The organism is Xanthomonas protegens (genome assembly GCF_038442435.1).
Taxonomy (GTDB): domain Bacteria; phylum Pseudomonadota; class Gammaproteobacteria; order Xanthomonadales; family Xanthomonadaceae; genus Xanthomonas_A; species Xanthomonas_A sontii.
This window is the reverse complement of record NZ_JAQJCQ010000010.1, coordinates 157,059-181,539: the sequence shown is the minus strand read 5'-3', so window position 1 is coordinate 181,539 and position 24,481 is coordinate 157,059. Positions and strand designations below refer to the sequence as shown.

Here is a 24,481-nt window from a genome sequence, read left to right as displayed (position 1 = left end):
GCCTCGGTCAGCGCTGCAGTTCCTGCGTCAGCCACTGCGCCAGCGCGTCGACCCGCGGGTCCTGCGCCTCGCGGCGCGTGCACAGCGCCCACTGCCCGCCGGTGGCGACGAAGCCCCAGGGCGCCAGCAGGCGGCCGTTGGCTAAGTCGTCGGCGACCAGCGGCTGCGGCGCGATCGCCACGCCGATCCCGGCCAGCGCCGCCTCCAGCAGGTAGTACAGGTGTTCGAAGCCGGTGCCGTAGCGCAATTGCGCCGGTGCCAGCCCCTGCGCCTCGGCCCAGGCCGGCCAGGCCTGCGGGCGCGACACCGTATGCAGCAGCGGCAGCCCCTGCAGTGCCGCTGGCGCGGCCGCGGCCAATGCCGGTGCCTGCGGCAGGGCAGGGCTGAGTACCGGGCCGATCCGCTCCGGCGCCAGCACGCGCACCTGCCAGTCCGCCGGCCACGGCGCCTGGCCCAGCAGCAGCGCCGCGTCCAGGCCGTCCAGGTCGGCGGCGAAGTCGCCCTCGTGCGCGGACAGGTGCAGGGTCAGCGCCGGCAGGTCGCGCTGCAGCGCCTGCAGCCGCGGAATCATCCAGCGGGCGAGGATGCTGCCGGGGCAGCCCAGTACCAGCGCGGCCGGACGCGCCGGGCGGCGCAACTCCGCCACCGCGTCCTGCAACTGCGCGAAGGCGCTGCCGGAGGCCTCGCACAGGCGCGTACCGGCGGCGGTCGGGCGGATGCCGCGGCCGTCGCGCTGCAGCAGCGGCAGCCCCAGTTCCTGCTCCAGCAGCCGCACCTGACGGCTCACCGCGCCATGGGTGACATGCAGTTCCGCCGCCGCGGCGCCGACGCTGCGCAGCCGCGCGGCGGCCTCGAACGCGCGCAGGGCGTTGAGCGAGGGCAGGCGGCGCATGCTGGTCATGTGAGTTTTCCTGACGGATCGCGTCAGACTTTATCGGTTTTTCTGTGGGAACGTGTGCGCTAAAGTGCAGCCCTGTCCTGTTGCCCCCGGTTGCGCCATGTCCTCTGTCCCCGTCAGCGACTTCCACGCCTATCCCGACGCCGCCGGCCATTTCGGCCGCTACGGCGGCCGTTTCGTCGCCGAGACCCTGATCGGCCCGCTGCAGGAGCTGGCCGCCGCCTACGATGCCGCGCGCCAGGATCCGGCCTTCATCGCCGCCTACGACAAGGACCTGACCCACTACGTCGGCCGCCCCAGCCCGATCTACCACGCCGAGCGGCTCAGCCGCGAAGTCGGCGGCGCGCAGATCCTGCTCAAGCGCGAGGACCTGAACCACACCGGCGCGCACAAGATCAACAACACCATCGGCCAGGCGCTGCTGGCCAGCCGCATGGGCAAGACCCGCATCATTGCCGAGACCGGCGCCGGCCAGCACGGCGTGGCCAGCGCCACGGTGGCCGCGCGGCTGGGCCTGGAGTGCGTGGTGTACATGGGCGCCACCGACATCGAGCGGCAGAAGATCAACGTCTACCGGATGAAGCTGCTCGGCGCCACGGTGGTGCCGGTGCATTCCGGCTCGGCCACGCTCAAGGACGCGCTCAACGAGGCGATGCGCGACTGGGTCACCAACGTGCAGGACACCTTCTACATCATCGGCACCGTCGCCGGCCCCGATCCGTACCCGCGCATGGTGCGCGACTTCAACGCCATCGTCGGCCGCGAGGCGCGCGAGCAGATGCTGCGCGACTACGGCCGCCTGCCGGATGCGATCAGCGCCTGCGTCGGCGGTGGCAGCAACGCCATCGGCCTGTTCCATGCCTTCCTCAACGATGCTTCGGTGAAGATCTACGGCGCCGAGGCCGCCGGCGACGGCATCGGCAGCGGCCGCCACGCCGCCTCGATCGCCGCCGGCCGCCCCGGCGTGCTGCACGGCAACCGCACCTACGTGATCTGCGACGACGACGGCCAGATCGTCGAGACCCATTCGGTGTCCGCCGGCCTGGACTACCCGGGCGTGGGCCCGGAGCACGCGTTCCTGGCCGACAGCGGCCGCGCCATCTACCAGGGCATCACCGACGACGAAGCGCTGGCCGCGTTCCACCTGCTGGCGCATACCGAGGGCATCCTCGCCGCGCTGGAGTCCAGCCACGCCGTGGCGCAATCGATCAAGCTGGCGCGCGAACTGCCCAAGGACGCGCTGGTGCTGTGCAACCTGTCCGGCCGTGGCGACAAGGACGTGCACACCATCGCCGCGCGCGAAGGACTGACGCTGTAACGCCTTGCCCTTCTCCTTCGGAAGAAGGTGGCGCGGAGCGCCGGATGCGGGGGCGGGCGCAGCCCCGTACTCACATTCCGCACCGCTTCGCCTCTTACCCTCACCCCAACCCCTCTCCCGGCGGGAGAGGGGCGCATAGGTCCCCCATGAACCGTCTTGCCGACACCTTTGCCCGACTCGATTCCGAACGCCGCAAGGCCCTGATCCCCTTCCTCACCGCCGGCGATCCGTCGCTGGAGGCGACCGTGCCGGCGATGCACGCGCTGGTCGAGGCCGGTGCCGACGTGATCGAGCTGGGCGTGCCGTTCTCCGATCCGATGGCCGACGGCCCCACCATCCAGCGCAGCTCCGAGCGCGCGCTGGCGCGTGGCGCCGGCCTGCGCTACGTGCTGGAGACGGTCAGCGCGTTCCGCCGCGACGATGCGACCACCCCGGTGGTGCTGATGGGCTACCTCAACCCGGTGGAGATCCATGGCACCGCGCGCTTCGCCGAGGAAGCGGTGGCGGCCGGCGTGGACGGCGTGCTGCTTGTCGACCTGCCGCCGGAGGAGTCGGCCGAGACCCTGACGGTCTTCGCCGACGCCGGCCTGGACCTGATCGTGCTGGCCTCGCCGACCACCAGCGATGCGCGCATCGCGTTGTTGTGCGATGCGGCGCGCGGCTATCTGTACTACGTCAGCTTCGCCGGCGTGACCGGCGCCGACCGGCTGGATACCCGCGCCGCCGGCGATCGCCTGCGCCAGTTGCGCGCGCGCTGCCCGGTGCCGGTGGTGGCCGGCTTCGGCATCAAGGACGCCGCCAGCGCCAAGGCCATGGCGGTCGATGCCGACGGCGTGGTGGTAGGCAGCGCGCTGGTCGCGGCGCTGGCCGAGGCCGGCAGCCCGCAGGCCGCGCGCGACGCCGCCCTGGCGTTCCTGGCGCCGCTGCGGCAGGCGCTGGACGCGGGCTGAGTCCCGCCTGGTCCGTCCGCGAACGCCCGCCGCGCGCGGGCGTTCGCGTTTGCGGCGATGCCGCATCCGCCGCGCATACACGTGCAGGCGGCGCACGCAGGCAGTTCGAATGGCGCGCGCGGCGGCTGGCCCGATGCGATTGGTGTCGGCCCAAGATGGCCGTGGCGATGCCGCACGTACCGCGGTGGGCGAGGCGTGGCAGGCGCCGCTGCAGCGGCCGCGCAGATGCCGGCCCGCCCGGCGGCTCCATGCGCCACCGTCTGCAGGCCACCGGGGGACCGAGTTAGACTGTCGCCCCTCTGCGGCTCTCGCGGCCGCCCAATGGATCGTCACATCGCATGAGTTGGCTCAGCAAATTGATGCCTTCGGGCATCCGTACCGACAGCACGCCCAGCAAGAAGCGCAGCGTTCCCGAAGGCTTGTGGGAGAAGTGTCCCAACTGCAGCGCCGTGCTGTACCGGCCGGAACTGGAGGAGAACCTGGAGGTGTGCCCGAAGTGCGGCCACCACATGGCGATCCGCGCGCGCGCGCGCCTGGCCGCGCTGTTCGACGCCGACACCGCGCCGACCGAGATCGGCGCGCGCCTGGGGCCGACCGACGCGCTCAAGTTCAAGGACCAGAAGAAGTACGGCGAGCGCATCAAGGCCTCGCAGAAGAGCACCGGCGAGTACGACGCGCTGGTGGCGATGCAGGGCCTGCTCAAGGGCCAGCCGCTGGTCGCGGCCTCGTTCGATTTCGCCTTCATGGGCGGCTCGATGGGGTCGGTGGTCGGCGAGCGTTTCGCCCTGGCCGCCGAGACCGCGCTGAAGATCGGCGCGCCGTTCGTGTGCTTCTCCGCCAGCGGCGGCGCGCGCATGCAGGAAGGCCTGTTCTCGCTGATGCAGATGGCCAAGACCTCGGCCGCACTCGGCCGCCTGCGCGAAGCCGGCCTGCCGTACGTGTCGGTGCTGACCCATCCCACCACCGGCGGCGTGTCGGCCAGCTTCGCCATGCTCGGCGACATCAACATCGCCGAGCCGTACGCGCTGATCGGCTTCGCCGGCCCGCGCGTGATCGAGCAGACCGTGCGCGAGACCCTGCCGGAAGGCTTCCAGCGCTCGGAGTTCCTGCTCGAGCACGGCGCCATCGACCAGATCTGCGACCGCCGCGAACTGCGCGACCGCCTGTCCGAACTGCTGGCGCTGATGATGCGGCAGCCGACGCCGGCAAAGACCGAGGCGCTGGCGTGACCGGCGCCGGGATTTGGGATTCGGGATTCGGGAATCGTGGCGCCGCGCGTGCCCGGTTCGTCGAGGTCGCTCGGATCGCGTGCGTTGAACGAATCCCGAATTCCGAATCCCGAATCCCGTTCCAATGAGCCAACGCAAATACTTCGGCACCGACGGCATCCGCGGCCGGGTCGGGCAGGGGGCGATTTCCGCCGATTTCGTGATGCGCCTGGGCAATGCGCTGGGCCGCGTGCTGGTCGCCGGCGGCACCGCACGGCCGACCGTGGTGATCGGCAAGGACACGCGCATCTCCGGCTACATGTTCGAGTCGGCGCTGGAGGCCGGGCTGGTCGCGGCCGGGGCCAACGTGCAGTTGCTCGGGCCGATGCCGACCCCGGCGGTGGCGTTCCTCACGCGCACCCTCGGCGCCGATGCCGGCATCGTCATCAGCGCCTCGCACAACCCGCACTACGACAACGGCATCAAGTTCTTTTCCGCCCACGGCGAGAAGCTCGACGACGCCACCGAGCAGGCGATCGAAGCCGCGCTGGACGCGCCGTTCGCCACGGTCGAGTCCGAGCGGCTGGGCAAGGCGATGCGCGCGCGCGAGGCGATCGGCCGCTACATCGAGTTCTGCAAGGCCAGCGTGCCGCGCGGCTTCGACCTGCGCGGGCTGAAGCTGGTGCTGGACTGCGCGCACGGCGCGACCTACCACATCGCGCCGCTGCTGTTCCGCGAACTGGGCGCGGAGGTGATCGTGATCGGCGCGGCGCCGGACGGGCTCAACATCAACGCCGGCGTCGGCTCGATGCACATCGACAACCTTGCCGCCAACGTGCGCGACCACGGCGCGCACCTGGGCATCGCCTTCGACGGCGACGGCGATCGCGTGCTGATGGCCGACGACCAGGGCAACCCGGTCGACGGCGACGGCCTGCTGTACGTGCTGGCCTGCGGCTGGCAGGCCAGTGGCCGCCTGCACGGCCCGGTGGTCGGCACGCTGATGACCAACTACGGCCTGGAACGGGCGCTGGCCGCGTTGCAGGTGCCGTTCCTGCGCGCCAAGGTCGGCGACCGCTACGTGCACCAGGCGCTGGTGGAGCAGGGCGGGGTGCTCGGCGGCGAGGCCTCCGGGCACATGCTGTGCCTGGACCGCGCCACCACCGGCGACGCCATCGTCAGCGCGCTGCAGGTGCTGGAAGTGCTCAAGCGCTCGCGGCAGACCCTGCGCCAGGCGCTGGCCGGGCTGCAGAAAGTGCCGCAGCAGACGGTCAACGTGCGCCTGCAGCCGGGCGTGCGCCCGCTCGAGGCCGCCACCGTGAAGGCCGCGCTGGCCGCGGCGCAGGCGGCGGTGCAGGGGCGCGGGCGCGCCTTCCTGCGCGCCTCTGGCACCGAGCCGGTGGTGCGGGTCACGGTCGAGGCCGACGATGCCGCGTTGATGCGGAAGACCCTCGACGCCCTGGCCGAGGCGGTCCGTGACGCGGCGTGAGTCGATCGCCATTGCCCTCTTCGTGATCGTCGCCAAGGCGATCACGTTCTACCTGCTGTACCGCCTGCTGCGCTGAGCGCGGCGCTTGTCCCCTTCTTACGAGATGACGGTTCCTGCCATGACTGCGCGCATTCCCACCCTCGACATCACCCGCTTCGATACCGACCGCGAGGCCTTCGTCGCCGAGCTGGGCGCGGCCTACCGCGAGTGGGGCTTCGCCGGCATCCGCAACCACGGCATCGCCCAGGCGCAGATCGACGCGGCCTACGACGTGTTCAAGGCGTTCTTCGCCCTGCCCGAGGAGACCAAGCGCACCTACCACCTGCCGGGCAGCGGCGGCGCGCGCGGCTACACCGCCTTCGGCGTGGAGACCGCCAAGGACTCCAAGCATTTCGACCTGAAGGAGTTCTGGCACATCGGTCGCGAGATCGCCGACGACTCCCCGTACCGCGCGGTGATGCCGCCGAACCTGTGGCCGAGCGAGGTGCCCGGCTTCCGCACCCACGGCTACGGCCTGTACCAGGCGCTGGATGCGCTCGGCGCGCGCGTGCTGTCGGCGCTGGCCCTGCACATCGGCCTGCCCGAGCACTACTTCGTCGACAAGACCGATTCGGGCAACTCGATCCTGCGCCCGATCCACTACCCGCCGATCACCGCCGACGACATCCCCAACGTGCGCGCCGGCGCCCACGAGGACATCAACCTGATCACCCTGCTGGTCGGTGCCAGCGCCGCCGGCCTGGAAGTGAAGTCCAAGCAGGGCGAGTGGGTGCCGTTCACCTCCGACGCCGACACCATCGTGGTCAACATCGGCGACATGCTGCAGCGCCTGACCAACCACGTGTATCCCTCGACCACCCACCGCGTGGTCAACCCCCCGGGCGAGCAGGCGCGCCAGCCGCGCTACTCGGTGCCGTTCTTCCTGCACCCGAACCCGGACTTCGTGATCGACGTGCTGCCGTCCTGCGTCAGCGCCGACAACCCGAGCCGCTATCCCGAGCCGATCACCGCGCAGGGCTATCTGGAAGAGCGGTTGCGGGAGATCAAGCTGAAGTGAGGCGGGGATTGGGGAGTCGGGATTGGGGATTGGCAAAAGCGGCATGCCCGCGATCTGTCACCCCCGCGGGGATTCGGGAGTCGGGATTCGGGAGTGGCAAAGGCGGGGATACCCGTGATCCACCACTCGGCGCAGAACCCCGCTTTTACGAATCCCCAATCCCTAATCCCCAATCCCAGTGCTTCTAATCCGTCCCGAGCCTCGCCCCATCATCCGCAGCAACAAGGCATTGGGCAGCAGCGCCGTCAGGCCGAGCAGGGCGCGGTAGACCGCACCGGGGACTACGCGCACCTTGCCGCGTTCGGCGCCGTCGATGCCCGCGCGGGCCACCGCGGCGGTCTGCAGCCAGAGCCAGCGCGGCAGGGCGTTCATCTGTTCGCGGGTGCCGGTGACGTCGTGGAACTCCGACCAGGTGAAGCCGGGGCATAGCGCGCAGACGCCGACGCCGCGGTCGGCGTTCTCCAGCGCCAGCGATTCGCTGAATCGCAGCATGAAGCTCTTCGCCGCCGCGTACAGGGTGTGGCCGTCCGCGCCGGGTACCAGGGCGGCGAACGAGGCGACGTTGAGGATGCGGCCGTGGCCGCTGGCACGCAGCGCCGGCAGCAGCCGCCAGGTCAGTTCGCACACGGCGCCGACCATCACCTGCAGGAACGCCGCGTGCACCGCCCAGTCCTGGGTGATGTAGCGGCCGGGCACGCCATAGCCGGCGTTGTTGACCAGAATCCGCACCGACAGCCCGCGCCGTTCGATCTCGGCCACCAGTGCGGCCGGCGCCGCCGGGTCGGCCAGGTCGGCGACCAGTACCTCCACCGGTACCTGCGGCCGCAGTTCGGCGGCCAGCGCCTGCAACTGTGCCTCGCGGCGCGCGGTCAGGATCAGCGGCACGCCGCGGCGGGCGTATTCGCGGGCGATCTCGCGGCCGATGCCGCTGGAGGCGCCGGTGATCAGGGCGTAGCCGGGAAGCTGGGTCATGGCGGTCTCTGGGCGTGGAACGGGTGGCGTGGCGCAGGGCGGGGCAGGGGTGATGCCTGCCCTTGGCGGCGCATCGGCTATCCTCTCGGCACTTTTTCGCCGGAGATGCGCCGATGCGACGCAAGATCGTAGCCGGAAACTGGAAATTGCATGGCACCCGCCACTTCGCCGCCGACCTGGTGCGGGAGATCGTCGCCGGGCTGCACGAGGCCGAGCACGACGTGGAGGTGGTGATCCTGCCGCCGCTGCCGTACCTGGGCGACCTGATCGAGCATTTCGAGGACCGGCTGCTGCGCTTCGGCGCGCAGGACGTCAGCAGCAACGAGAAGGGCGCCTACACCGGCGAGGTGTCGGCGGCGATGCTGGTGGATGTCGGTGCCGACTACGGCCTGGTCGGGCATTCGGAGCGGCGCCAGTACCATCAGGAGAGCAGCGAACTGGTCGCGCGCAAGTTCGCCGCCGCTATGCACGCCGGACTGGTGCCGATCCTGTGCGTGGGCGAGACCCTGGAGCAGCGCGAGGCCGGGCGCACCGAGGCGGTCATCGCCGCGCAGCTGGCGCCGGTGCTGGATCTGGTCGGCGCCGAGGGCTTTGCCCGGGCGGTGGTGGCCTACGAGCCGGTCTGGGCGATCGGCACCGGCCGCACCGCCAGCCCGGCGCAGGCGCAGGCGGTGCACGCGTTCATCCGTGGCGAAGTGGCGGCGCGCGATGCTAGAATCGCGGATTCGTTGCCGATCCTGTATGGCGGCAGCGTCAAGCCCGACAACGCCGCCGAGCTGTTCGCACAGCCGGATGTCGATGGCGGGCTGGTGGGCGGCGCCTCGCTGGTCGCCGCGGAATTCCTGGCCATCGTGCGAGCGGCGGCCACCTGTTGAGCGAACGGCCGCCGCTGGCGGCCGTTCGTCCCCCAAGTCGTACTGTCCGGACGGATTTCGAAATGCTGATGGTCATCCTCAATGTGGTCTACGTGCTGGTGGCGATCGCGATGATCGCGCTGATCCTGATGCAACGCGGCGCCGGTGCGGCGGCGGGTTCCGGGTTCGGCGCCGGCGCGTCCGGCACCGTGTTCGGATCGCGCGGCGCGTCCAACTTCCTGTCCAAGTCGACCAAGTGGCTGGCGGTGGTGTTCTTCGCCATCAGCCTGTTCATGGCCTGGTACGCCGGCCACAGCGCGCGTCCGGCCGATGCCAACCTGGGCGTGATGTCGCAGTCCGCCACCCCGGCGCCGGCTGCGCCGGCCGGCGAACTGCAGGTCCCGCAGGCGCCGTCGGCCGCCGCCGCGGCGCCGGCTGCCCCCGCCGCCGCCCCGGCCGCCCAGCAGGCGCCGGAAAAAGCGCAAGAAAAGTCGCCTGCCCCGTCGCAGAAAGACTGAAGGCGGTTACAATATGCTGCGCGGCGGGATTGCCGCGCAGGTTTTACGCAAGCCCAGGTGGCGGAATTGGTAGACGCACTACCTTGAGGTGGTAGCGACTTAGGTCGTAGGGGTTCGAGTCCCCTCTTGGGCACCATTGTTTGGCTACGGTTTCTGCGCGAAGGCATCACGCCCTCGCCCGGAGAATCGTCTATCCCATGCCTGCGCGGCACGCGTGCGGGCACAGGCAAGAGAGAATCGCGAGTGCTGGCCGAATATTTGCCGACCCTGCTGTTTCTGATCGTGGCCACCGGTATCGGCGTCGCGCTGATGCTGGTGGGGCGGTTCCTCGGTCCCCGGCGTCCCGACCTGAAGAAGCTCTCGCCGTACGAGTGCGGCTTCGAGGCCTTCGAGGACGCGCGCATGAAGTTCGATGTGCGCTACTACCTGATCGCCATCCAGTTCATCGTCTTCGATCTGGAAATCATCTTCATCGTGCCGTGGACGCAGGTGTTCATGGACCTGGGTGCTCGCTCCCTGGTCACCATGGGCCTGTTCGTCGGCATGCTGTTCCTCGGTTTTGTTTACGTGTGGAAGAAGGGAGCGCTGGAATGGGAGTGATTCAGACCCTGGATCGCCTGATGACCAACCCGATCCCGGAAGGGCGGGTGGACGACATCCTGCGTCCCGAAGGCGAAAACCCGCTGCTGGAAAAGGGCTACGTCACCACCAGCGTCGACGCGCTGCTGAACTGGGCGCGCACCGGCTCGATGTGGCCGATGACCTTCGGCCTGGCCTGCTGCGCGGTCGAGATGATGCACGCCGGCGCCGCGCGCCTGGACCTGGACCGCTACGGTGTGGTGTTCCGTCCGTCGCCGCGCCAGTCAGACGTGATGATCGTCGCCGGCACCCTGGTCAACAAGATGGCCCCGGCGCTGCGCAAGGTCTACGACCAGATGCCGGACCCGAAGTGGGTCATCTCGATGGGCAGCTGCGCCAACGGCGGCGGCTACTACCATTACTCGTATTCGGTGGTGCGCGGCTGCGACCGCATCGTGCCGGTGGACGTCTACGTCCCGGGCTGCCCGCCGACCGCCGAGGCCCTGGTCTACGGCATCCTGCAGTTGCAGAAGAAGATCTGGCGAACCCAGACCATCGCGCGCTGATTCCTCTTTCCTCGAGAGCACGCCAAGCCCCCATGGCAGAGCAAGCATCTTCCTTTAGCGACCGACTCGGCGCCCGTTTTCCCGGCAGCCAGGTCTTCGTGGCCCTTCCGCGCGGCGAAGTCACCCTGGAAGTGCCGGCCGACGCCTGGCACGCCACCTGCCTGGCGCTGCGCGACGAGTTCGGTTTCGAACAGCTGTCCGACCTGTGCGGCGTCGACTATCTGGGCTACGGCAGCGACGAGTGGGATACCTCGGACGTGTCCTCGCACGGCTTCAGCCGTGGCGTCGAAGGCAAGGCCGTGGGCCGTTTCGCCTGGGGCGAGTTCCCCAGCGCCGAGACCAGCGCCGGCGTGCAGCCGATGCCGGTCCCTCAGCAGCGCTATGCCGTGCTGGCGCAGCTGATCTCCTACCGTCATAACCAGCGCCTGCGCGTGCGCTGCTACGCGCCGAACGAAGACCTGCCGGTGGTGGCCTCGGTCACCGACATCTGGCCGGGCGCGAACTGGTTCGAGCGCGAGGCGTTCGACCTGTTCGGCGTGGTCTTCGCCGGGCACCCGGATCTGCGCCGCATCCTCACCGACTACGGCTTCGTCGGCCATCCGTTCCGCAAGGATTTCCCGCTGATCGGCAACGTCGAGGTGCGCTACGACGAAGAGAAGCAGCGCGTGATCTACGAGCCGGTGACCTCGGTGGAGCCGCGCGTGGGCGTGCCGCGCGTGATCCGCGACGATGCGCGCTACCAGACCGCGGCGGGCGAAGCACAGAAGGAGTCCGCCAAGTGAGCGAGTACCACCAGGCGCACGACGGGTTCGCCAGCAATCCTGCAGAAGCCAAGCAGGAAATCCGCAACTACACGATGAACTTCGGCCCGCAGCATCCGGCCGCGCACGGCGTGCTGCGCCTGATCCTGGAGATGGACGGCGAGACCGTGGTCCGCGCCGATCCGCACATCGGCCTGCTGCACCGTGGCACCGAGAAGCTGGCCGAGTCCAAGCCGTTCAACCAGTCGATCGGCTACATGGATCGCCTGGACTACGTGTCGATGATGTGCAACGAGCACGCCTACGTGCGCGCGATCGAGACCCTGATGGGGATCGAGGCGCCGGAGCGTGCGCAGTACATCCGCACCATGTTCGACGAGATCACCCGCATCCTGAACCACCTGATGTGGGTCGGTTCCAACGGCCTGGATCTGGGCGCGATGGCGGTGATGCTGTACGCGTTCCGCGAGCGCGAAGAGCTGATGGACGTCTACGAGGCGGTGTCGGGCGCGCGCATGCACGCGACCTACTACCGTCCGGGCGGCGTCTACCGCGACCTGCCGGACCGCATGCCGAAGTACCAGGAATCGCGCTGGCACAAGGGCAATGCGCTGAAGCGGCTCAATGCCGCGCGCGAAGGCTCGATGCTGGACTTCCTGGAGGAGTTCACCAATACCTTCCCGGCGCGCGTCGACGAGTACGAGACCCTGCTCACCGACAACCGCATCTGGAAGCAGCGCACCGTCGGCATCGGCGTGGTCACCCCGGAGCAGGCCTATGGCTGGGGCATGACCGGCGTGATGCTGCGCGGCTCGGGCATCGCCTGGGACCTGCGCAAGAAGCAGCCGTACGCCAAGTACGACAGCGTCGATTTCGACATTCCGCTCGGCACCAACGGCGACTGCTACGACCGCTACCTGGTGCGCGTGGCCGAGATGCGCGAGTCCAACCGCATCATCAAGCAGTGCGTGCAGTGGCTGAAGGCCAACCCGGGCCCGGTCATGGTCGAGAACTTCAAGGTGGCGCCGCCCAAGCGCGCCGACATGAAGGACGACATGGAAGCGCTGATCCATCACTTCAAGCTGTTCAGTGAAGGCTACTGCGTGCCGGCCGGCGAGACCTATTGCGCGGTCGAAGCGCCGAAGGGCGAGTTCGGCTGCTACCTGATGTCCGACGGCGCCAACAAGCCGTTCCGCGTGCACCTGCGCGCGCCGGGCTTCGCCCATCTGTCGTCGATGGACGCGATCGTGCGCGGCCACATGCTGGCCGACGTGGTGGCGATGATTGGTACCTATGATCTGGTGTTTGGTGAGGTCGACCGATGAAGGCGACAGGTAATTTCGAAGCGGCGCGCGACGTCGATCCGATGGTGGTGCTGAGCGACAAGACGCGCGCGCACATCGATCACTGGCTGAGCAAGTTCCCGCCGGACCGCAAGCGTTCGGCGGTGCTGCAGGGCCTGCACGCCGCGCAGGAGCAGAACCAGGGCTGGCTGACCGACGAACTGATCGCCGGCGTCGCCAAGTACCTGGAGCTGCCGCCGGTGTGGGCCTACGAGGTCGCCAGCTTTTACTCGATGTTCGAGACCGAGAAGGTCGGCCGCAACAACGTCGCGTTCTGCACCAACATCAGCTGCTGGCTGAACGGCGCCGAGGATCTGGTCGCGCATGCCGAGAAGAAGCTCGGCTGCAAGCTGGGCCAGTCCACCGCCGACGGCCGCGTCTACCTCAAGCGCGAGGAAGAGTGCCTGGCCGGTTGCGCCGGCGCGCCGATGATGGTCATCAACGGCCACTACCATGAGCATCTGACCAAGGACAAGGTCGACGAATTGCTGGACGGGTTGGAGTAACGGCAATGGCACAGCATCCCCACGCTCCCACCGGTCCGGTCGGCCCCGCGCCGCAGCCGCACCAGGTGGTGTACACCACGCTGCACTACGACACCCCGTGGTCCTACGAGAGCTACCTGAAGACCGGTGGCTACGCCGCGCTGCGCAAGATCCTCGAAGAGAAGATCCCGCCGGAGCAGGTGATCGAGATGGTCAAGCAGTCGAACCTGCGCGGCCGTGGCGGCGCAGGCTTCCCGACCGGCCTGAAGTGGTCGTTCATGCCCAAGGGCGCGCCGCAGAAGTACATCCTGTGCAACTCGGACGAGTCCGAGCCGGGCACCTGCAAGGACCGCGACATCCTGCGCTACAACCCGCATTCGGTGGTGGAGGGCATGGCCATCGCCTGCTACGCCACCGGCTCCTCCGTGGGCTACAACTACCTGCGCGGCGAGTTCCACCACGAGCCTTTCGAGCATTTCGAGCAGGCCCTGGCCGATGCCTACGCCAATGGCTGGCTGGGCAAGGACATCCTCGGCAGCGGCATCGACATCGACATCTACGGCGCCCTCGGTGCCGGCGCCTACATCTGCGGCGAAGAGACCGCGCTGATGGAGTCGCTGGAAGGCAAGAAGGGCCAGCCGCGCTACAAGCCGCCGTTCCCGGCCAACTTCGGCCTGTACGGCAAGCCGTCGACGATCAACAACACCGAGACCTACGCGTCGGTGCCGGCGATCATCCGCAACGGCCCGGAATGGTTCCTGGGGCTGAGCAAGACCAAGAACGGCGGCCCGAAGATCTTCTCGGTGTCCGGCTGCGTGCAGAAGGGCGGCAACTTCGAAGTGCCGCTGGGCACCACCTTCGACGAGCTGCTGGAAATGGCCGGCGGGCTGAAGCCGGGCCGCACCCTCAAGGGCGCGATCCCGGGCGGCGTGTCGATGCCGGTGCTGAAGGCCGAGCAGCTCAAAGACCTGCAGATGGACTACGACACCCTGCGCGCGCTGGGCACCGGCCTGGGGTCGGGGGCGATCGTGGTGCTCGACGACAGCGTGTGCTGCGTGAAGTTCGCCTGCCGCATCTCGCAGTTCTTCCACAAGGAGTCCTGCGGCCAGTGCACCCCGTGCCGCGAAGGCACCGGCTGGATGCACCGCGTGCTGGAGCGCATCGTCGCCGGCAAGGCCACGATGGAAGACCTGCACCAGCTGCGCACCGTCGCCGGGCAGATCGAAGGCCACACCATCTGCGCCTTCGGCGAAGCGGCGGCCTGGCCGATCCAGGGCTTCCTGCGCCAGTTCTGGGACGAATTCGAGTACTACATCGTCAACGGTCATTCGATGGTTGACGGCAAGAAGGTGGAGGCAGCCGCCGCATGAGCGCGCAACCCAACAATCCCGGCGCGACCCCCGCGGTCGTGCCGGAAGGCCATGTGACCGTCGAGATCGACGGCCAGTCGCTGGTCGTGCCGAAGGGCTCGATGATCATCCAGGCCGCCGACAAGGCCGGCATCCCGATCCCGCGCTTCTGCTACCACGAGAAGCTGCCGATCGCCGCCAACTGCCGCATGTGCCTGGTCGACGTCGAGAAGTCGCCCAAGCCGTCGCCGGCCTGCGCCACGCCGGTCATGGACGGCATGAAGGTGCAGACGCGCAGCGACAAGGCGCTGAAGTACCAGCGCAGCGTCATGGAATTCCTGCTGATCAACCATCCGCTGGACTGCCCGATCTGCGATCAGGGCGGCGAATGCGAGCTGCAGGACGTGTCGCTGGGCTATGGCCGCTCGGTCAGCCGCTTCAACGAGCGCAAGCGCGTGGTGCCGGACGAGGACATCGGGCCGCTGGTCGCCACCGAGATGACCCGCTGCATCCAGTGCACCCGCTGCGTGCGCTTCACCGCGGACATCGCCGGCACCTACGAGCTGGGCGGCATGTACCGCGGCGAGAACCTGCAGATCGGCACCTACGACGGCAAGCCGCTGACCACCGAGCTGTCCGGCAACGTGGTCGACGTGTGCCCGGTCGGCGCGCTGACCAACAAGGTGTTCCAGTTCCGCGCGCGTCCGTGGGAACTGGTGGCGCGCGAGTCGCTGGGCTACCACGACGCGATGGGCTCCAACCTGTTCCTGCACGTGCGCCGCGGCGAAGTGCTGCGCACCGTGCCGCGCGACAACGAAGCGGTCAACGAGTGCTGGCTGTCCGACCGCGACCGCTACTCGCACCAGGGCCTGTACGCCGAGGACCGCGCACTGCGGCCGATGCGCAAGGTCGACGGGCAGTGGCGCGAGGTGTCGTGGGCGGAAGGGTTGTCCGCCGCGAGCGAGATCCTCAAGGCCAACCGCGGCGACGCGCTGGGCGTGCTCGCGCATCCGTCCACCTCCAACGAGGAGGGCGCGCTGCTGGCGCGCCTGGCCGAGGGCCTGGACAGCGGCAACCTCGATCACCGCGTGTACAACCGCGACTTCTCCGATGCCGCGCTGGCCGAGCCGTTCGCGCTGCCGCTGGCGGAGATCGAGCAGGCCGACGTGGTGGTGATCCTGGGCAGCAACCTGCGCCATGAACTGCCGCTGCTGCATGCACGCCTGCGCAAGGCGCGGATGCAGCGCCAGACCAAGCTGTATTCGATCAACCCGGTCGATTTCGACGTGGCCTTCGACCAGGCCGGCCGCCAGATCGTGGCGCCGTCGAAGTTCGCCGAGGCGCTGGCCGACGGCGCGCTGCGCGCCGCGGTGCAGGGCGCCGGCCGTGCGGTGCTGATCGTCGGCGCGCTGGTCGAGAACCATCCGCAGGCCGCTGCGCTGCGTGCGGCCGCGCGCGACTTCGCCGCCGCCACCGGCGCGGCGCTGTGCCGCATCCCGCAGGGCGCCAACGCGCTCGGACTGGCGCGCTACGGCGTGCTGCCGCGCGGCCGCAACGCCGCGGCGATGCTGGCCGAACCGCGCAGCGCCTACGTGCTGTATGGCCTGGAGCCGGGTCTGGACTTCGCCGACGCCGCCGCCGCGCGCAGCGCGCTGGCCGGCGCCAAGGTGGTGGCGTTCAGCCACTTCGCCTGCGCTTCGACCCGCGACGTGGCCGACGTGATCCTGCCGATCGGCGCGCTGCCGGAAATCGAGGCGACGCTGACCAACCTCAACGGCAGCGACCAGCGCACCCGCGCCGGCGGCAAGCTGCCGGGCGAGGCCCGCGAGGGCTGGCGCGTGCTGCGCGCGCTCGGCGGCGAGCTGGGCCTGCAGGGCTTCGAGTTCATCGACCTGGCCGGGCTGCGCGACGGCCTGCAGCCGCGCGAGGTCGCCGCGGCGAGCTCGGCGCAGCCGGCACGCCAGGACGAGGGCCTGGAACTGGCCGCCAGCCCGGCGATCTACCGCACCGATGCGGTGGTGCGTCGTGCGCAGGCGCTGCAGCAGCATCCGCTGAACCGCGCGCCGGGCATCGCGCTGCATCCGGACGAGGCGGCGCGCCTGGGCCTGAGCGACGGGCAGATGGTCAAGGTCGGCACCGCGGCGGGTAGCGCCACGTTGCCGCTGGCGACGGACAAGCGGGTCGCGCCGGGCGCGGCCTGGATCGAAACGGGCCACGGCGCGACCGCGCCGCTGGGCGCCGGTCGGGTGACGGTGGTGGCTGCATGAACGAGATGCTGTTGAACGTGGTCGACCCGCTGCACCAGTGGTTCCTCGGCCTGGGCGCCCTCGGCGTGGTCCTGTGGATCGTGCTGAAGATCCTGCTGATCGCCATGCCGGTGATCATCGCGGTGGCGTTCTACGTGGTCTGGGAGCGCAAGCTGATCGGCTGGATGCACGTGCGCCACGGGCCGATGTACGTGGGCATGGGCATCTTCCAGGCCTTCGCCGACGTCTTCAAGCTGCTGTTCAAGGAAATCATCCAGCCCAGCAGCTCGCACAAGGCGATGTTCGTGATCGCGCCGCTGATCACCCTGGCGCCGGCCTTCGCCGCCTGGGCGGTGGTGCCGTTCGACGCCAAGCTGGTGCTGTCCAACGCCAACGCCGGCCTGCTGTACCTGCTGGCGATGACCTCGCTGGGCGTGTACGGCATCATCCTGGCCGGCTGGGCGTCCAACTCCAAGTACGCCTTCCTGGGCGCGATGCGCTCGGCGGCGCAGGTGGTCAGCTACGAGATCGCGATGGGCTTCGCCCTGGTCGGCGTGATGATCGCCGCCGGCAGCCTGAACCTGAGCACGATCGTGCAGGCGCAGGCGGGCAGCTCCGGGTTCTTCGACTGGTTCCTGATCCCGCTGTTCCCGCTGTTCATCGTGTACTGGGTGTCCGGCGTGGCCGAGACCAACCGCGCGCCGTTCGACGTGGTCGAAGGCGAGTCGGAAATCGTCGCCGGCCACATGGTCGAGTATTCGGGCGGTGCGTTCGCGCTGTTCTTCCTGGCCGAATACGCCAACATGATCCTGGTCAGCTTCCTGGTCTCGATCTTCTTCCTGGGCGGCTGGCTGAGCCCGATCCAGGGCTGGGTCACCGCGGACATCTCGCCGTGGGTCAACTGGATCTGGACCGGCGGCTGGCCGTGGCTGCTGATGAAGGTGCTGTTCTTCGCCAGCGCGTACATCTGGTTCCGCGCCAGCTTCCCGCGCTACCGCTACGACCAGATCATGCGCCTGGGCTGGAAGGTGTTCATTCCGCTGACGATCGTGTGGATCGCGGTGACGGCATTGATGGTGTTCTACGGCGTGATCCAGAAGGGCGTGTAAGCGATGAATAAAATCACCCATTACTTCAAGAGCCTGCTGCTGCTCGAGTTGCTCGGCGGCCTGTGGCTGACCTTGAAGTACACGTTCCGTCCCAAGTACACCGTGCTGTACCCGATGGAGAAGTTCCCGCAGTCGCCGCGCTTCCGCGGCCTGCACGCGCTGCGCCGCTATCCCAACGGCGAAGAGCGCTGCATCGCCTGCAAGCTGTGCGAGGCGGTGTGCCCGGCGCTGGCGATCACCATCGACTCGACCAAGCGCGAGGACGGCACCCGCCGCACCACCCGCTACGACATCGACCTGTTCAAGTGCATCTACTGCGGCTTCTGCGAGGAAAGCTGCCCGGTGGATTCGATCGTGGAGACCCAGGTGCTGGAGTACCACTTCGAAAAGCGCGGCGAGAACATCGTCACCAAGCCGCAGTTGCTGGCGATCGGAGACCGGCTCGAGGCCGAGATCGCCGAGCGCCGCGCTGCCGACGCTCCCTTCCGCTGAGGTTCCGAAATGGATTGGGTCAATATCGCTTTCTGGATCTTCGCCACCATCGCCGCGGTCGCCGCCGGCGCGGTGATCAGCGTGCGCAACCCCGTGTACGCGGTGCTGTGCCTGATCCTGACGTTCTTCTCCATCGCCTGCGTGTGGCTGCTGGTGGGCGCCGAGTTCCTCGGCGTGACCCTGGTGCTGGTCTACGTCGGCGCGGTGATGGTGCTGTTCCTGTTCGTGGTGATGATGCTGGACATCGACACCGCCCGCATGCGCGAAGGCTGGGTGCGCTACCTGCCGGTGGGCCTGGTGGTGGCAGTGGCGATGCTGGTGCAGATGGTCACCCTGATCGGCGTGAAGGCGCGCAGCGCGGCGCCGTTCCCGGCCGACAACGCCGCGGCCCAGGCCGCCGACACCTCCAACATCACCTGGCTGGCCAAGACCCTGTTCACCCAGTTCCTGCTGCCGTTCGAGTTCGCCGCGATCATCCTGACCGTGGCGGTCGTGGCCGCCGTGATGCTGACCCTGCGCAAGCGCACCGGCATCAAGACCCAGAACCCGGGCGACCAGTCGCGGGTCAAGGCCGGCGACCGTCTGCGCATGGTCAAGATGGCCGCCGAAAAGCCCACGCTCCACACTCCGCCGGCATCGCAGGAGGGCCAGCCATGATCTCCCTAGGCCATCTGCTGGCGCTCGGCGCGGTGCTGTTCTGCATCGCCCTGGCCGGCATCTTCCTCAACCGCAAGAACGTCATCGTGCTGCTGATGTCGATCGAGCTGATGCTGCTGTCGGTCAACATCAACTTCGTCGCCTTCTCGCGCGAGCTCGGCGACGCCGCCGGCCAGTTGTTCGTGTTCTTCATCCTGACCGTGGCCGCGGCCGAAGCCGCCATCGGCCTCGCGATCCTGGTGACGCTGTTCCGTACCCGCCACACGATCAACGTGGCCGAAGTCGATTCGCTGAAGGGCTGACCTGCAGATGGAAATTACGCTCTCCAAGAGTCTGCTGATCGCGGTGGTGCTGGCCCCGCTGGTCGGCAGCATCATCGCAGGCCTGTTCGGCCGTCAGGTCGGCCGCAAGGGCGCGCAGTTCGCCACCATCCTCGGCGTCGCGGTCAGCTGCGCGCTGTCGTGCTGGACCCTGTACCAGCTGGTCGGGCAGGGCGCCTCGCCGTTCAACCAGAACCTCTACACCTTCTTCGAGGTCGGCCATTATTCGGCCCACGTCGGCTTCATGGTCGACCGCCTGACCGCGATGATGATGGTGGTGGTGACCTTCGTGTCGCTGCTGGTGCACATCTACACCATCGGCTACATGGCCGACGATCCGGGCTACCAGCGCTTCTTCAGCTACATCTCGCTGTTCACCTTCTCGATGCTGAGCCTGGTGATGAGCAACAACTTCCTGCAGCTGTTCTTCGGCTGGGAAGCGGTGGGCCTGGTGTCGTACCTGCTGATCGGCTTCTGGTTCAAGCGTCCGACCGCGGTGTTCGCCAACATGAAGGCGTTCCTGGTCAACCGCGTCGGCGACTTCGGTTTCATCCTCGGCATCGCCGGCGTGCTGCTGTGGTTCGGCACGCTGGACTACGCCAGCGTGTTCGCCAACGCCACCGCGGTGCTGGGCAGCGATGCCGCCGGCGGTCTGGCCCAGGTGCAGCTGTTCCAGGGTCATGCCTGGAACGTCTCCACCATCATCTGCGTGTGCCTGTTCATCGGCGCCATGGGCAAGTCGGCGCAGGTGCCGCTGCACGTGTGGCTGCCGGACTCGATGGAAGGCCCGACCCCGATCTCGGCGCTGATCCACGCCGCGACCATGGTCACCGCCGGCATCTTCATGGTGGCGCGCATGTCGCCGCTGTTCGAGCTGTCGCAGACCGCGCTGAACTTCGTGCTGGTCGTCGGTGCCACCACCGCGTTCTTCACCGGCCTGATCGGCATCGTGCAGAACGACATCAAGCGCGTGGTCGCCTACTCGACGCTGTCGCAGCTGGGCTACATGACCGTGGCGCTGGGCGTGTCGGCGTACTCGGCCGCGGTGTTCCACCTGATGACCCACGCCTTCTTCAAGGCGCTGCTGTTCCTGGCGGCCGGCTCGGTGATCATCGGCATGCACCACGAGCAGGACATGCGCAAGATGGGCGGCCTGCGCAAGTACATGCCGATCACCTACTGGACCAGCGTGATCGGTACCCTGGCGCTGGTCGGCACCCCGTTCTTCGCCGGCTTCTATTCCAAGGACACCATCATCGAGGCGGCGCAGCACCACGCGCACACCTCGCATGGCTGGATTGCGACCTACGGCTACTGGGCCGTGCTCGGCGGCGTGCTGATCACCAGCTTCTACAGCTTCCGCCTGCTGTTCCTGACCTTCCACGGCCAGGAGCGCTTCCGCGATGCGCATGCGCACGACGTGCACGCCCACCACGACAGCGCGCACACCGACGCCGAGGCGCAGGCCCATGCACACGATGCGCACGACGCGCATGCGCATGACGATCACCACGGCCATCATGGCGCGCACGAACCGCACGAGTCGCCGTGGGTGGTGACGGTGCCGCTGATCCTGCTGGCGATTCCGTCGATCGCGATCGGTTTCTTCACCATCGGCCCGATGCTGTTCGGTACCGACTGGGCGGGGCACCATGCCGCGGCGGCGATCAAGGGCCAGGCGGTCAGCTTCTTCACCGGCATCGTCGATTTCTACGATCCGGCGCGCGACACCGTCGGTGCGCTGGCCGAGGAGTTCCACGGCCCGGTTGCGTTCGCCCTGCACGGCCTGACCCAGCCGCCGTTCTTCCTGACCCTGGCCGGCTTCGCCCTGGCCTGGATCCTGTACCTGTGGAAGCCGGAGCTGGCGGCGAAAGCGCGCAAGACCTTCTCGGTGCCGGTGTGGATCCTCGAGAACAAGTACGGTTTCGACAAGCTCTGGATCGGCGGTTTCGCCGGCGGCGGCGTGCGCCTGGGCAAGGTGTCGCGCGCGGTGGACACGCATGTCGTGGACGGCGTCATGGTCAACGGCACCGCACGCGTGATCGACCTGGCGGCCAATCTGCTGCGTCGCACGCAATCCGGTTTCCTCTATCACTACGCCTTCGCGATGATCGTCGGTCTCATTGCCCTGCTGGGCGTGCTGATGCATTTCTGGCGTTGACCTGTACGGAATAAGAACACGTGTCGAACTGGCCTCTACTCTCCATCCTGATCTGGCTGCCGATCATCGGCGGCGCCCTGGTGCTCGCCCTGCGTGATGCGCGTGCGGCGCGCTGGGCGTCGCTGCTGGTGGCGTTGCTGACCTTCGCGCTCAGCCTGCCGCTGCTCACCGGTTTCGACTACGCCAGCGACGCGCTGCAGTTCGTCGAGACCCATGCCTGGATCCCGGCATACGACATCGGCTACAACCTCGGCGCCGACGGCATCGCGGTGGCGCTGATCGTGCTGACCACGCTGGTCACGGTGCTGGCGCTGATCGGCGCGTGGACCTCGATCGACAAGCGCGTCAACCAGTACGTGGCCGCGTTCCTGATCCTGGAAGGCGTCACCGTCGGCATCTTCTCCGCCACCGACGCGATGCTGTTCTACGTGTTCTTCGAGGCGATGCTGATCCCGATGTTCCTGATCATCGGCATCTGGGGCGGCCCGCGCCGCATCTACGCCGCGGTCAAGTTCTTCCTGTACACCTTCCTCGGCTCGGTGCTGATGCTGGTCGGGTTGATCTACCTGTACCTGAAGGGCGGCAGCTTCCAGCTCGCCGACCTGTACCAGCTGTCGCTGACCTCGAAGGAACAGACCTGGCTGTTCTTCGCCTTCCTGATCGCCTTCGCGGTCAAGGTGCCGATGTTCCCGGTGCACACCTGGCTGCCGGACGCGCACGTGGAAGCGCCGACCGCCGGTTCGGTGATCCTGGCGGCGATCGCGCTGAAGATCGGCGGTTACGGCTTCCTGCGCTTCAACCTGCCGATCCTGCCCGACGCCAGCAACGAGTGGGCGTGGCTGGTGATCGCGCTGTCGTTGATCGCGGTGATCTATGTCGGCCTGGTCGCCCTGGTCCAGGACGACATGAAGAAGCTGATCGCCTACTCGTCGATCGCGCACATGGGCTTCGTCACCCTCGGGACCTTCGTCGCCTTCGCCCTGGTCGGCTTCGGCAGCACTGATGCCGCCAGGTTGGGCCTGCAGGGCGCGATGGTGCAGATGATCTCGCACGGCTTCGTGTCCGGCGCGATGTTCTCCTGCGTCGGCGTGCTCTACGACCGCATGCACACCCGCCGCATCGCCGACTACGGCGGCGTGGTCAACGTGATGCCGTGGTTCGCGACCTTCGCGATGCTGTTCTTCATGGCCAATGCGGGCCTGCCGGGCACCAGTGGCTTCGTCGGCGAGTTCATGGTCATCATGGCCAGCTTCCAGGCGCATCCGCTGCTGGCGTTCGGCGCGGCGACCACCCTGGTGATCACCGCCGCCTACACCCTGTGGCTGTACCGCCGCGTGTTCTTCGGCGAGGTCGCAAATGCGCATGTGGCCGAGCTGAAGGACATCAACGGCCGCGAGGCGCTGGTGCTGGGCGTGTTCGCGCTCGGCGTGCTGGCCCTGGGCCTGTATCCGAAGCCGTTGACCGACCTGATGGAGCCCTCGATCGCGAAGCTGGCGGCGCAGATCGCCACCAGCAAGCTGTAAGCGGCCGTCGAGCGTATTGATTCCAGAGATTTGATGATGACCACCCCTGCGCTGCTGCCTCTGACCACCGTCGACCTGCCGCCCCTGCTGCCCGAGCTGGTGCTGACCGCCGGTGCCTTCTTCCTGCTGATGCTCGATCTGTTCATCAGCGAGCGCAACAAGGCCTGGACCCACATCGTCTCGGTGGCGATCCTGGTCGCGGTGTTCGCGATGCTGCTGGCCGGCGTGGGCGGGCAGGGCGAGGTGTTCAACGGCATGTTCGTGCGCGATGCCGCCGCCGACGTGATGAAGACGGTGATCGTCGGCCTCAGCGCGCTGACCCTGATCTACGGCTGGAGCTACCTGCGCGAGCGCAAGCTGTACCAGGGCGAGATCCCGGTGCTGGTGCTGTTTGCCACGGTCGGCATGATGATCCTGGTCTCGGCCGGCAGCCTGCTGATGGTCTACCTGGGCCTGGAACTGCTGGCGCTGTGCTCCTACGCGCTGGTCGCCTCCAATCGCGACAACGGCATGGCCACCGAAGCGGCGATGAAGTACATCGTGCTCGGTTCGCTGGCCTCGGGCCTGCTGCTGTACGGCATGTCGCTGATCTACGGCGCCACCGGCACGCTGAGTCTGAGCGGCATCCACGAGGCGATCGGCAACGGCCGCGAGCACATGCTGCTGCTCACCGGCACGGTGTTCATGATCGCCGGCGTCGCCTTCAAGCTCGGCGCCGCGCCGTTCCACATGTGGCTGCCGGACGTGTACCAGGGCGCCCCGGCGCCGATCGCGCTGTTCATCAGCTCGGCGTCCAAGCTGGCCGCGTTCGGCATGGCCTACCGCCTGCTGGAAGTGGGCGTGGGTCCGCTGGCGGCGCAGTGGCACTGGGTGATCGGCGGCCTGGCGGCGCTGTCGCTGGTGGTCGGCAACCTGATGGCGGTGGCGCAGAGCAACCTCAAGCGCATGCTGGCGTACTCCACGGTCTCGCACATCGGCTTCCTGCTGCTGGGCGTGGCCGGCGGCGGCGAGCGCGGCTATGCGGCGGCGCTGTTCTACGCGATCTGCTACGCGGTGATGTCCACCGCCTCGTTCGGCGCGATCATCGCACTGTCGCGCAAGGGCTTCGAGGCCGAGAACATCGACGACTTCAAGGGCCTGAACGCGCGCAACCCGTGGATGGCCCTGCTGGTCCTGTGCATCATGGCCTCGCTGGCCGGCGTGCCGCCGTTCCTGGGCTTCTGGGCCAAGCTGGCGGTGCTGGGCGCGGTCGTCGCTGTGCCCGAGCAGAACCTGTGGTGGACCGGCCTGGCGGTGCTGTCGGTGCTGTGTGCGGTGATCGGCGCCTTCTACTACCTGCGCGTGATCAAGGTGATGTATTTCGACGAGCCGGTCGGCACGCCGCTGCCGGCCAACGACGACCGCGTGCTGGGCGTGGCGCTGGGCGTCAACGCGCTGGGCCTGCTGGCCTTCGGCCTGGCCTGGAGCCCGCTGATGGCGTGGTGCCAGCGCGCCTTCGCGCACCTGGCCTGATCGCGAAAGGGCGGTTTTCCCGCTGTTTCCCGCCAACGCCGCCGCAAGGCGGCGTTGGCGTTTCTGCATTTGGCGATGCGATTGGTGTTTCGTTTTCCATCGTGTGCGGTTATC

At 68.2% G+C, this 24,481-nt stretch carries 23 protein-coding genes and 1 tRNA gene; 22 read left to right on the top strand and 2 right to left on the bottom strand.

Translation table 11 applies throughout. The features are described from left to right. Nucleotides 1-7: 7 nt before the first annotated feature. Nucleotides 8-901, bottom strand: coding sequence for a LysR family transcriptional regulator (locus PIQ37_RS13130; RefSeq protein ID WP_342073817.1), 894 nt, complete (start codon nt 899-901; stop codon nt 8-10). Nucleotides 902-998: 97 nt separating this feature from the next. Between PIQ37_RS13130 and trpB the strand changes: the two genes are divergently transcribed. The 5 genes from trpB (at nt 999) to PIQ37_RS13105 (ending at nt 6,920) form a co-directional block, all read left to right on the top strand. Next, nucleotides 999-2,216 carry a tryptophan synthase subunit beta gene (gene trpB / locus PIQ37_RS13125; RefSeq protein WP_150409858.1) on the top strand — a complete coding sequence of 406 codons (1,218 nt, stop codon included), beginning with the start codon at nt 999-1,001 and terminating at the stop codon, nt 2,214-2,216. A 146-nt stretch (nt 2,217-2,362) separates the two neighbouring features. Continuing rightward, nucleotides 2,363-3,166: a tryptophan synthase subunit alpha gene (trpA, locus tag PIQ37_RS13120; protein WP_342073816.1), complete on the top strand. Its 804-nt coding sequence runs from the start codon at nt 2,363-2,365 to the stop codon at nt 3,164-3,166. 338 nt (nt 3,167-3,504) lie between these two features. Continuing rightward, complete coding sequence (gene accD, locus PIQ37_RS13115) at nt 3,505-4,395, top strand: acetyl-CoA carboxylase, carboxyltransferase subunit beta (protein ID WP_342073815.1); 891 nt, start codon at nt 3,505-3,507, stop codon at nt 4,393-4,395. Nucleotides 4,396-4,519: 124 nt separating this feature from the next. After that, nucleotides 4,520-5,863 carry a phosphoglucosamine mutase gene (gene glmM, locus PIQ37_RS13110; RefSeq protein WP_342073814.1) on the top strand — a complete coding sequence of 448 codons (1,344 nt, stop codon included), beginning with the start codon at nt 4,520-4,522 and terminating at the stop codon, nt 5,861-5,863. Nucleotides 5,864-5,981: 118 nt separating this feature from the next. After that, nucleotides 5,982-6,920 carry an isopenicillin N synthase family dioxygenase gene (locus PIQ37_RS13105; RefSeq protein ID WP_017912714.1) on the top strand — a complete coding sequence of 313 codons (939 nt, stop codon included), beginning with the start codon at nt 5,982-5,984 and terminating at the stop codon, nt 6,918-6,920. A 162-nt stretch (nt 6,921-7,082) separates the two neighbouring features. On the opposite strand, the gene PIQ37_RS13100 is transcribed toward PIQ37_RS13105, so the two are convergent. After that, nucleotides 7,083-7,892 (bottom strand): SDR family NAD(P)-dependent oxidoreductase, encoded by an 810-nt coding sequence (locus PIQ37_RS13100; protein WP_342073813.1) that lies wholly within the window; start codon nt 7,890-7,892, stop codon nt 7,083-7,085. Nucleotides 7,893-8,005: 113 nt separating this feature from the next. Here PIQ37_RS13100 and tpiA point away from each other — a divergent pair, with 113 nt between their 5' ends. The 17 genes from tpiA (at nt 8,006) to nuoN (ending at nt 24,367) form a co-directional block, all read left to right on the top strand. Continuing rightward, the gene (tpiA, locus tag PIQ37_RS13095; RefSeq protein ID WP_342073812.1) at nt 8,006-8,767 is read left to right on the top strand and encodes a triose-phosphate isomerase; all 762 of its coding nucleotides are present in this window, start codon (nt 8,006-8,008) and stop codon (nt 8,765-8,767) included. Nucleotides 8,768-8,829: 62 nt separating this feature from the next. Beyond that, complete coding sequence (secG, locus tag PIQ37_RS13090) at nt 8,830-9,264, top strand: preprotein translocase subunit SecG (RefSeq protein WP_152245707.1); 435 nt, start codon at nt 8,830-8,832, stop codon at nt 9,262-9,264. 51 nt (nt 9,265-9,315) lie between these two features. Next, a tRNA-Leu gene (locus PIQ37_RS13085) sits at nt 9,316-9,400 on the top strand. Between the two features lie 107 nt (nt 9,401-9,507). Further along, the gene (locus PIQ37_RS13080; protein WP_010343005.1) at nt 9,508-9,864 is read left to right on the top strand and encodes an NADH-quinone oxidoreductase subunit A; all 357 of its coding nucleotides are present in this window, start codon (nt 9,508-9,510) and stop codon (nt 9,862-9,864) included. Further along, nucleotides 9,855-10,409 (top strand): NuoB/complex I 20 kDa subunit family protein, encoded by a 555-nt coding sequence (locus tag PIQ37_RS13075; RefSeq protein ID WP_010343006.1) that lies wholly within the window; start codon nt 9,855-9,857, stop codon nt 10,407-10,409. Before PIQ37_RS13080 ends, PIQ37_RS13075 begins: the two co-directional genes overlap by 10 nt. Before the next feature lie 32 nt (nt 10,410-10,441). Continuing rightward, nucleotides 10,442-11,191 carry an NADH-quinone oxidoreductase subunit C gene (locus tag PIQ37_RS13070; RefSeq protein WP_342073811.1) on the top strand — a complete coding sequence of 250 codons (750 nt, stop codon included), beginning with the start codon at nt 10,442-10,444 and terminating at the stop codon, nt 11,189-11,191. Further along, nucleotides 11,188-12,495: an NADH-quinone oxidoreductase subunit D gene (locus tag PIQ37_RS13065; RefSeq protein ID WP_342073810.1), complete on the top strand. Its 1,308-nt coding sequence runs from the start codon at nt 11,188-11,190 to the stop codon at nt 12,493-12,495. Before PIQ37_RS13070 ends, PIQ37_RS13065 begins: the two co-directional genes overlap by 4 nt. Next, complete coding sequence (nuoE, locus tag PIQ37_RS13060; protein WP_010343009.1) at nt 12,492-13,019, top strand: NADH-quinone oxidoreductase subunit NuoE; 528 nt, start codon at nt 12,492-12,494, stop codon at nt 13,017-13,019. Before PIQ37_RS13065 ends, nuoE begins: the two co-directional genes overlap by 4 nt. 5 nt (nt 13,020-13,024) lie before the next feature. Then, nucleotides 13,025-14,368 (top strand): NADH-quinone oxidoreductase subunit NuoF, encoded by a 1,344-nt coding sequence (gene nuoF, locus PIQ37_RS13055; protein ID WP_342073809.1) that lies wholly within the window; start codon nt 13,025-13,027, stop codon nt 14,366-14,368. After that, a complete protein-coding gene (nuoG, locus tag PIQ37_RS13050) occupies nt 14,365-16,614 on the top strand; it encodes an NADH-quinone oxidoreductase subunit NuoG (protein ID WP_342073808.1) in 2,250 nt (749 codons plus the stop codon). The genes nuoF and nuoG overlap by 4 nt, the downstream gene beginning before the upstream one ends. Further along, complete coding sequence (gene nuoH, locus PIQ37_RS13045; RefSeq protein ID WP_017908129.1) at nt 16,611-17,702, top strand: NADH-quinone oxidoreductase subunit NuoH; 1,092 nt, start codon at nt 16,611-16,613, stop codon at nt 17,700-17,702. Before nuoG ends, nuoH begins: the two co-directional genes overlap by 4 nt. A 3-nt stretch (nt 17,703-17,705) precedes the next feature. Next, complete coding sequence (gene nuoI, locus PIQ37_RS13040) at nt 17,706-18,194, top strand: NADH-quinone oxidoreductase subunit NuoI (RefSeq protein WP_012915532.1); 489 nt, start codon at nt 17,706-17,708, stop codon at nt 18,192-18,194. Between the two features lie 9 nt (nt 18,195-18,203). Beyond that, complete coding sequence (locus PIQ37_RS13035; RefSeq protein ID WP_017908130.1) at nt 18,204-18,851, top strand: NADH-quinone oxidoreductase subunit J; 648 nt, start codon at nt 18,204-18,206, stop codon at nt 18,849-18,851. Continuing rightward, the gene (nuoK, locus tag PIQ37_RS13030; RefSeq protein WP_017908131.1) at nt 18,848-19,153 is read left to right on the top strand and encodes an NADH-quinone oxidoreductase subunit NuoK; all 306 of its coding nucleotides are present in this window, start codon (nt 18,848-18,850) and stop codon (nt 19,151-19,153) included. The genes PIQ37_RS13035 and nuoK overlap by 4 nt, the downstream gene beginning before the upstream one ends. A gap of 7 nt (nt 19,154-19,160) precedes the next feature. Next, nucleotides 19,161-21,332, top strand: coding sequence for an NADH-quinone oxidoreductase subunit L (nuoL, locus tag PIQ37_RS13025; RefSeq protein WP_043092567.1), 2,172 nt, complete (start codon nt 19,161-19,163; stop codon nt 21,330-21,332). 20 nt (nt 21,333-21,352) lie between these two features. Next, nucleotides 21,353-22,855 carry an NADH-quinone oxidoreductase subunit M gene (locus tag PIQ37_RS13020; RefSeq protein ID WP_043092566.1) on the top strand — a complete coding sequence of 501 codons (1,503 nt, stop codon included), beginning with the start codon at nt 21,353-21,355 and terminating at the stop codon, nt 22,853-22,855. 36 nt (nt 22,856-22,891) lie between these two features. After that, the gene (gene nuoN / locus PIQ37_RS13015) at nt 22,892-24,367 is read left to right on the top strand and encodes an NADH-quinone oxidoreductase subunit NuoN (RefSeq protein ID WP_342073827.1); all 1,476 of its coding nucleotides are present in this window, start codon (nt 22,892-22,894) and stop codon (nt 24,365-24,367) included. The last annotated feature ends 114 nt before the right edge of the window (nt 24,368-24,481 follow it).